The sequence below is a fragment of the Fluviicola sp. genome (assembly GCF_030151805.1).
Taxonomy (GTDB): Bacteria; Bacteroidota; Bacteroidia; order Flavobacteriales_D; family Crocinitomicaceae; genus Fluviicola.
Window position 1 is genome coordinate 1 of sequence record NZ_JASLCN010000270.1, and the last position, 8,718, is coordinate 8,718.

At 44.7% G+C, this 8,718-nt stretch carries 8 protein-coding genes; all 8 read left to right on the forward strand.

Going from position 1 to position 8,718, the window contains the following annotated elements; translation table 11 throughout:
* Positions 1-2,534 (forward strand): gliding motility-associated C-terminal domain-containing protein (locus Q1V93_RS10285; RefSeq protein ID WP_300664388.1); only part of this gene is annotated, 2,534 nt, incomplete at its 5' end.
* A gap of 298 nt (positions 2,535-2,832) precedes the next feature.
* Positions 2,833-3,891, forward strand: coding sequence for a hypothetical protein (locus Q1V93_RS10290; protein ID WP_300664390.1), 1,059 nt, complete (start codon positions 2,833-2,835; stop codon positions 3,889-3,891).
* A gap of 6 nt (positions 3,892-3,897) precedes the next feature.
* Complete coding sequence (locus tag Q1V93_RS10295; RefSeq protein ID WP_300664392.1) at positions 3,898-4,455, forward strand: hypothetical protein; 558 nt, start codon at positions 3,898-3,900, stop codon at positions 4,453-4,455.
* A 171-nt stretch (positions 4,456-4,626) separates the two neighbouring features.
* Positions 4,627-6,459 (forward strand): hypothetical protein, encoded by a 1,833-nt coding sequence (locus Q1V93_RS10300; protein WP_300664394.1) that lies wholly within the window; start codon positions 4,627-4,629, stop codon positions 6,457-6,459.
* 20 nt (positions 6,460-6,479) lie between these two features.
* Entirely contained in the window at positions 6,480-6,941 is a 462-nt protein-coding gene (locus Q1V93_RS10305) for a hypothetical protein (RefSeq protein WP_300664396.1), read from the forward strand.
* Positions 6,942-6,971: 30 nt separating this feature from the next.
* The gene (locus tag Q1V93_RS10310; protein ID WP_300664398.1) at positions 6,972-7,838 is read left to right on the forward strand and encodes a hypothetical protein; all 867 of its coding nucleotides are present in this window, start codon (positions 6,972-6,974) and stop codon (positions 7,836-7,838) included.
* 79 nt (positions 7,839-7,917) lie between these two features.
* Positions 7,918-8,448, forward strand: coding sequence for a hypothetical protein (locus Q1V93_RS10315; protein WP_300664400.1), 531 nt, complete (start codon positions 7,918-7,920; stop codon positions 8,446-8,448).
* Positions 8,449-8,487: 39 nt separating this feature from the next.
* A partial coding sequence (locus tag Q1V93_RS10320; protein ID WP_300664402.1) for a hypothetical protein occupies positions 8,488-8,718 on the forward strand: 231 nt, incomplete at its 3' end.

An 8,718-nucleotide genomic window follows, 5' to 3' on the forward strand; every position in this document is an offset into this window, starting at 1 on the left:
CCATCAATGCTTCAACAGGTGCTATTTCAAATGCAACCGCCGGAACAACCTACACGGTTCAATACACCACCAACGGAACCTGCCCGGCATCTTCGACCCAAACGGTGACAGCAACCAGTTTTACGTTCACTTCAGCTGCAACACCAGAAAACTGTGGAAGTGCTGACGGAGAAATTACGATTACTCCAAACGGTGGAACTCCAACTTATACGTACAGTATCAATGGCGGAGCTTCTCAAAGTTCCGCAACATTCTCCGGGCTTACCGCAGGATCTTATGCGATCATTGTAACCGATAATTCCGGCTGCCAAAGTACCGGAAACCAATCTGTAGGAAGTATCGGAGGACCAAGTATCGACAATATGCAGGTGGTGAATCCAACGTGTGGTGCAGGCTGTAACGGTTCGATTACGGCAACGGTATCGGGAGGAAATCCGCCATACACCTATCAATGGTACGATGCTTCCAACAATCCGATCGGAACGAACGCTGCAACAATCAGTAATTTATGCGGCGGAACGTATTCACTTCATGTCACGGATGTAAACGGTTCAAGCACTCAATTGTTCTCCGAAGATTTCGAAAACGGAGCAAGTAACTGGAACTTAAATACCTCAACAGGTGCGGAAGGAGCTGATCCGAACTACTTCGAAGTAGACGACGATGAAGGTGGTGTTGCACCCGGAGGTTGTGGAGTTGCCGGAAACGGAGACGCTACACTTCACATTACAAGCGTTTTCAACCCGAATGGCGGTGCCGCTTACGATGCCGGCGGATTGTGCGGACTATTATTCTGTCCGCAAACCAACAGACAAGCTGAAAGTCCGGCGATCAACACTACCGGACAATCCAATCTGACCTTACAATTTGACTACATCGCTCAGGGAGATGCTCCGAACGATCAGGCGACCGTTTGGTACAATACCGGTTCAGGCTGGACACAATTAGGCGGAGCTTTATTTTCCGGAACGGGAGCCTGTTCTCCGCAGGGATTGTGGTCTGCTTATTCAACGGCTCTTCCGGCCGCATGTGAAAACATTCCGAATCTCCGTCTTGCTATCCGATGGGTCAATAATGATGACGGTGTGGGAACTGATCCTTCTGTTGCAATCAACAATTTTGCAGTTGTTACTTCCGGCGGTTCCGGTTGTCCGGCTGTAGAATTTGCGACACTTACCGGTCCCGGAAGCATTGATGATGCATCCTTTACATTGACGAATTACTGTCAGGGTTCTCCAAACAGTGCTACAGGAATCGTTACTCCGGGAGGAACATTTGCGTTCAACCCTGTTCCGACTGACGGAGCCACAATCAACGCTTCAACAGGTGCTATTTCGAATGGTGCAGGAGGAACAACTTATACCGTTCAATACACGACAAACGGAACTTGCCCGGATTCTGAAACGCACACCGTTACAGTGAACAGTTTGCCAACACCTGCAATTTCAGGAAATCTAAGCTATTGCACCGGAGGTCAGACCACTTTAAGCGCCGGTGGACCGTACGCTTCATATTCGTGGACTACCGGAGCTTCTACTCAAACAATTACGACAACAGCTCAAAACGGAATCACCGTTACTGTTGTTGATAATAATGGTTGTACGGGAACGAGTTCTGCTGTAAATGTCACCGAAGTTTCTCAAATTGTGACCAATTCAACGGTTTCGGTTTGCCAGGGACAAAGTATTTCCATTCATGGCACGCCTCAAACAACTGCGGGAGTTTATTCGCAAACCTTCAATTCATCCGGAGGTTGCGACAGTATTTCAAATGTGACGCTGGTTGTAAGTCCAAGTCCAGTTCCAGTTATTACCGGAAATTTGTGGTATTGCGAAGGAAACCAGGCTACTTTGAGCGCCGGCGGACCGTACGTAAGTTATTCCTGGAACATTGGCGGAAACCAGCAAACGATTCAAACAACCTCATCTTCACCGATTACGGTAACCGTTACGGACGCAAACGGTTGTACGGGAACAAGCGCTCCGGTAAGCTTAATCGCACCTCCGATAGCAGTTGTCCATGCTAATCCATCAAGCGGAACTGCTCCATTGGTTGTTAACCTGACGAACGGAAGCCAGCATGCGAATACGTATTTCTGGGACTTCGGAAACGGGCTGCAGCTGAATACGACGAATACCAATGGTCAAACTCAAACGTATGACAGCATCGGTCAATATGTCGTGATGCTGATTGCTTCGCAAAACGGTTGTTCGGACACAGCTTATGTAACAATCACGGTGATTGAACCGGCGATGCCGATGATCATCGAGTTCCCGAATATTTTCACTCCGAACGGTGATCACAACAACGATTTCTTCGAGTTTGCAAGTTCCAATGTGGCAACTTTGGAAGTAACCGTTACGAATCGTTGGGGAAATCTGATGTTCAAATCTTCCGATGTTCATTTTCAATGGAACGGAACGATGCCAAATGGTGATCCGGCTTCGGAAGGAGTTTATTTCTATCAATACAAAGTGACCGGAATCCTGGGAGAACAATTGGAAGGACAAAAGTTCGTTCAGTTGTTCCGATAATCGTTTTCTTTCATCACAAAAATCACCGGGCAGTTTCTTTAACGAAGCTGCCCTTTTTTTCTCTTTTCTCAAAGCACTCATTTTCAAATTGATTATTTTTTAATCAAAATAAAGAATTATTTTCCAAATCAAAAACTATTGATTTTACTGATGAAAACAGTGAAAAGATTAATTTTTAATCAATATTTTCTTAAAATTACTTGTTTTATCGAATAAGATTTAGTATCTTTGTAGGGTAGCAAGTTCGAAAGGGAACTGCTCAGAAAAACCTCACATATTAACCATTATAAATCGAATCGTGAAACGAATTATCATCCTTTCCGTTGGTACGGCAACGCCTCATGTCATCAAAGCTATTTCTGAAGCTTTTGAGATTAATCAGGAACTTCTGTTTAAAATCCTTTACAATGCACCCGCTGTATTTTTGGATCACGCAGAAGAAGCATTGGCAGAAAAAGCATCGCGTCTTTTAACAGAACTTGGGCTGGAAGTTCTGGTACAAAATACCGATGAAAAAGCGCCAACGCCGACAGATCCTCTCGATCTTGCCGTATACATCAATGATCCGGTGAAACTGAGCACCGTTAACAAACAGCTGTCTGAATTCCTGGGCTGCAACGAAAGTGAATCACTTCAACTTTTGCTCAACGAACCAAGCGTGGTTTTAGGAGGCGTTTCAATGGCAACTGCAGAAAGTCTGCAAAAAAGAATCGATGCGGAAGTCATCGCCAGCAACCCGAAGCTGGATTTATACACCATTGAATTTACTGCAAAAGCCGAAAACGACCGCCTGAAACTGATCAATCTCATCAAAAGCCTGGAAATAACCGTTCCGGCAGAAGAAACCCGATGGGTCCGCAACCTAAACTACGACCAATTGAATCAGTTTTTAAACCGCCACCGTTCCCAGCATGAAATGAAGATTTACAATCAAAGCTATTCCAGATTCCGGATTCTCCTTGAGCATTTTGATCTTGCGAATGCTGCTCAAACAGACTTCCTGGTTCGCGAAATCGGCATGCCGCAGGAAGTTCTGGAAGAAATTCACGCGAATCTTCCCGTTCTGCTCGACGAATCTGTCAACTATGCAACGCTTCAGGAAAAATTGGTCTTGTATAAGCAAGCCGGCCTGCAATGTTCCGAAGAACAGATTCCTTTTGGAAAGTATTCTATTTCTGTCAGTAACATCACCGACTCAGGAAAAACCCGGGAAATCCTGAACCGATTTTATAAAGATGTGACACTCGACACTTCTTCCGCCGTTTGGAAAGCTCCGCTTGCACTTGAAAGCATTTTGAGCAGATTCCTTGAAAAACAACTGGAATACATCGGATGTGAAGTTGAATACGAATACTAAGGAGCCATGAATGAGAAAAAACCTAACCTCCACCTTCAAATCGCTGAAAACGGAAAAGTTCTGGCCTTAAAAGGAGATTACAAGGAAGCATTGCGTCACTACAAAGAAGCCATGCGTATGTGTCAAACCGTGGAAAATTCGGAAGTATTCCTGCGTCATTACAGTTTGTGCGCAATGGAAACACTGGAATTCATGGAAGCACACGAAGAAGTGATCACGTTCTGTGATAAAAGCATCGACTTCCTGACTCCCCAAAGAGCCGAACGATCAGACGAGTGGTTCAGAAAGTACCTGGCATCGCTCTGGGAACGGAAAGGAATCCAGCACGTTTACCTGGATGAAAAATCAGAAGCAATTGAGGCGCTGGACGCAGCCCTCAAAGAAGCAGACAAATTGCCCTTGCCCTTAAGTCGAGAGCTCTTAAACTGGCTTCGAAGAGGTTACACACTTACCCCAAAGCAAGTGCGCGACCTACAAAACCGACATCATTATTTTACGGTTCGTAAGGAAAATGTCAACGAAAAAATAGCAGTTAACCTGCCGGAAATGATCAATCCGTTCTAACCACGTTTCACACAAGTGTGCGGGCAGTTTGATTGCCTCCACAAATGATAGACGAGCACCATTATTCATCCCGGGAAAGACCGGGACCTACCATTCACGCCTGATCATTTCGTAGGACGACAAGCATGATTGTCTGCACGCTTTGTGCGAAACACTAAAAACAAATAATCTATGAGTGATTTAACCAAATTCAGTGATGGAGCTTCCATCCTGCAGCAGGTTGATGTCAGCGACATCTTTAAAAACCTTGCTCTGGGAATTGCCGAAGCTCAACAGAAACTAGATGACAACTCGATAGCCCAGGCTATCAAACTGGCTCAAACCCAGATCAACGGTGTTTCTTTGTTGGAATTGGGATTCGCTCCGGTCTTTTACGCATTCCAATATGCAGACATCAGCGCCAGCATCAACCTCAAAATGGCCTTGAAAGAATCATTGGAATTCGGATTCGGACTGGATATCGAACTCGCCAACAAAAAAGGATACTCCGAAGATTCTCATAATTTCCTGAGTAAAGACAACTACTCGGAAACAAGTGAGGAATACAAAACCTCCAGACAGGTGAGTTTCCGCGCCAAAGAGAAAAAAGCAATTAAAATAAACAACAAGCTTGTTAAACAAAACGAAGAGCTTCAGGCAAGAAGTCGTATTGAGAAATTCAAACACGACATTATTGAGAAGGCTTCTGTTGAACAGGTTTACGATGAAATCCAATCCAGAAAACTGACCAGCAATCAAAGTCGTGGTGTGGATGTATGGATGGACGGCGGATATTTACGTATTGAACCGGCATTGCATTACATCACAAGTGGAATCGGGGTTCTGAAAATCCAGGATCAGGCAGCCGGCGGAACCATTGATGTAGACGGAGGAGGTTCTTCCGGACCAACAACCAGTTTTCCGCTTGCAAGTACATTCAATGCAAGTTTGACCAGTGCATTATCTGTGTCCGGAGGTCAGATTTACGGTTTGAGTAAAACAGGGAATTTACATTTCTATAACGGAAGTACCTGGGATGAAATCTCCAGTACGATCTATTTCGGCTTTAACAGTGACGAGATCACTTACAACACGGATCTGAAACGAAGCCAGGATGTAAATCCGTTAACACACCCCTTTTCAGGAGGCAGTTCGTTCACAAATAAAAACCACAACAAGCATCAGCTGATTCACCAAATCCTGCGATTGGTACAGAACAGTAATCCGGATGCCGGCATTGTGATTACAGGAATGACTGATCCGAAAGGAGGAGACAGTCCGGCAAACAAAAGTCTTGCAAAAAGACGTGCTGAAAAGGTTCGCGATCATATCTTCGGAGACAATGGTCTTGTAAATGTTGAAATTGATGCCGTAACAAACGGACCAGGAGGAAGTGATTTACTGAAACGTTATGCCGGCATCAAACTGGATGCTGATTACATCATTTTTGTTGAAGGAAATGTAACGAAGAACGCAACGCCTGCCAAAACAGCTACCAGTGCCAACAAATTCGTCTATGCGGATGACAATTCAGTATCTGAATTTAATGTCTTGAATGTGCAATATGGTTCCACCAGTTTGTCCGTAACAAATTCTGATTTCGATCAATTATTTGCTTCGGCTAAAACGCAGGCTACGAACCATTCTTTCGAAATAACGGCTCAGGAGTTTCACTACCTGCTTGATGATGAGGCCATCGTGAAATTCTCGATGTTTACCAATCAATCAGAAGAAATTGCTGTTGACAGCAACGAAGAAAGCAGCAGCGAAGGAACAGAAAGTTCTGACAGTTTCCTTTCATCGAAAACCAAAAATGAGCAATCTATTCTGAGCGACAGCACCAGCAAAAAATCGCAGGATAACACATTTGCCCTTGGAGCGAGCGTAGATTTCAGAATGTCGCGTCAGTTTGAAATGTCCATGGAAGGAAATGCTTCTATGTCCGCACGATTGGTTTCGGTTCCTGCTCCTCAAGGATTTGTGGTATTCCTTCAAAACGTTTTCGTCAATACGCCAACGGAGTAATCACTTTCAATTCTTAAGTTATGTCAGTAATCGGAACCATCACAAACACGCTGACGAACTCCCCGCTTTCAACAATGATTGAAAACATGGGGCTTTCAATAGCAACCGCTCAAGCAGCATTGGACAGCAATTCCATCGATATGCTTAAAAAGCTGGCTTCCGAGAAGGTAGACATCGGCGGGAATCAAATGAGTTTACTCAATTTAGGATTTGTTCCCAGCTTCTACACCTTTACAGAGGCAAGTTTCGAAGCAAAAATGGAATTCTCCTTATCAGAATCCATTGCTGTGGACGTTTCAGGTTCGGCTTCGGTAGAAACAAAAATGTTTTCAGCCAGCATCAGTGCAGGTTATGCCCGCAAATTCGATCAATCGGCTTCGGCTTCTTCGAGTATTGCTGCGCGCATGGTTTCTCTGCCTCCACCTGAAAATTTAGTCGCCTTCCTGCGCAATCTCAGTGCGGAAGAAGACACAACAGCTTAACCAATTTAATAATCACAAAAACAACAACGTATGTTTGAAAACACCAAACCACGCATTGGTCAGGAACTTCTTGACGTGCCAATGGGCGACATGATTCGCCAAATGGCTTTTGCAATTGCAGAAGCGCAAATTGTTCTCGATCAGAACTCTATCGAAGTAGCTGAAATGATGGGCGGTTTACGCACCATTACGGATGACGCCGGAAATGTCACTTTTGAAGACAGCCGCGTTTACTTCGGAACGGAGAAAATCACAAAAGGCGAGGCGATTGCTCGTCATAACAGCACAACGAACATCCAGCAAAAAGCGGAAATCCGTTCGTTACTGGCATCCGGCTTCACTCCTGCTAAAATTGCCACTCCTGCTACTTTTGAACCAGGAGTAACTGCTCTTGCTGCGGGTAAATTCATCGATCACATGGGCGTTTTCTTCGTAAGCGAAGGAACAGAACCTGCCCGCCAGGTTGCCTATGGCGATTTGATTATCACTTCCACATCGGCTTCGGATACGACGACAGTTTTGGAACTTCCTCGCAGAATTTCGATGTTGGAGTGCGGTTTCACGCCTACATTCTACCAATTCGTAGACACGATCATCGAAGTGAAAATTTCCATCAAGTACACACAAGACGGATCTTACAGCAATGCCGTTGAAACAAGCAACAAAACAACCAGAGGTCGTTTGGGACTCTTCCGAAGATTGAAATCCGGAGCCAACGTGCAAACTTCCCAGGTGAATGCAAACTACTCTCAGAAGTACAGCTACTCTGCAGAAGGATCCAGTTTGCTGAGAACCAAAATGGTTCCGATTCCAACACCTCCGGCTTTGCTTGACCGCGTTCAACGCATGATGGATGAAGAGTTCAAGAGTGATGCTCCGGCGACTACAACTCCGTAAGGAATCCTGAAGTTTAATTTTAAATCCCGGGCAGCTGCTTTTACGGCAGCTGCTCTATTAACCCTTAACCACTAAACATATGATTCAAGTTGGAAGAGAACTATTAAACGCCCCGTTTCCGGAATTGGTCCGAACGCTTGGTGTCGGGATTGCTGAAGCACAATATGCACTAGACCGGGTTTCCATCAAAATTGCTCAGCTAATGGCTGGATTTAAACTGGATGAAAATGAAAACCTCGTTCCTGATGAAACTTCAATGATCAAACTCAGAGCAGGTGATCCGGGAGTTAGTTTACTTGCTCTTGGCTTCACTCCTACTTTCTATCAGTTTGTAGAAACTTACATCGAACTCAGACTGGCTATTTCCATGAGTACACAACAGGAAATCAATGTGGGATCTTCTGTGAAGGCTGCTGCCTGGTCACCGTTTGGTGTTGTTGCAGCTTCTGTTAACGCAAGTTATTCACAGAAATACCAATACGAAGCCAGCGGAAGCTCCGAAATGCGCACCAAATTGGTATCGGTTCCTGCTCCGGCTATGTTTGAAACGCGATTGAGAGAATTGATGACCGAACAGGAAGTTGCAACTATCGTGGAAGAAAATTCCTAATAAAAAAGACGTTTAACCTTTAACCCGATTCACAAAACAATGGCAAAAAGCTGGAAAAAACTCGTTAACCCGGCCAATTCCGACGCAAACGGAGCGGCCGGAAGAAATTCTTTGAATGACGTTCAACTGACTTTGGATGAAATTGCATCTCAAAACCTGGAATTGAATAACCTGCTAAAGGAAAGACAATCATTGGAAAATGAAATGGGGCAATTGATTCAATCAAGTAATCCGGCGGTCGAAGATCCACGTTTTGCCGGAAGTATTGAA

Bases quoted from the DNA above. Each gene is read 5' to 3' on its own strand.
- Q1V93_RS10295 (WP_300664392.1), top strand. From the start codon at position 3,898: ATGAATGAGAAAAAACCTAACCTCCACCTTCAAATCGCTGAAAACGGA.
- Q1V93_RS10300 (WP_300664394.1), top strand. From the start codon at position 4,627: ATGAGTGATTTAACCAAATTCAGTGATGGAGCTTCCATCCTGCAGCAG.
- Q1V93_RS10305 (WP_300664396.1), top strand. From the start codon at position 6,480: ATGTCAGTAATCGGAACCATCACAAACACGCTGACGAACTCCCCGCTT.
- Q1V93_RS10310 (WP_300664398.1), top strand. From the start codon at position 6,972: ATGTTTGAAAACACCAAACCACGCATTGGTCAGGAACTTCTTGACGTG.
- Q1V93_RS10315 (WP_300664400.1), top strand. From the start codon at position 7,918: ATGATTCAAGTTGGAAGAGAACTATTAAACGCCCCGTTTCCGGAATTG.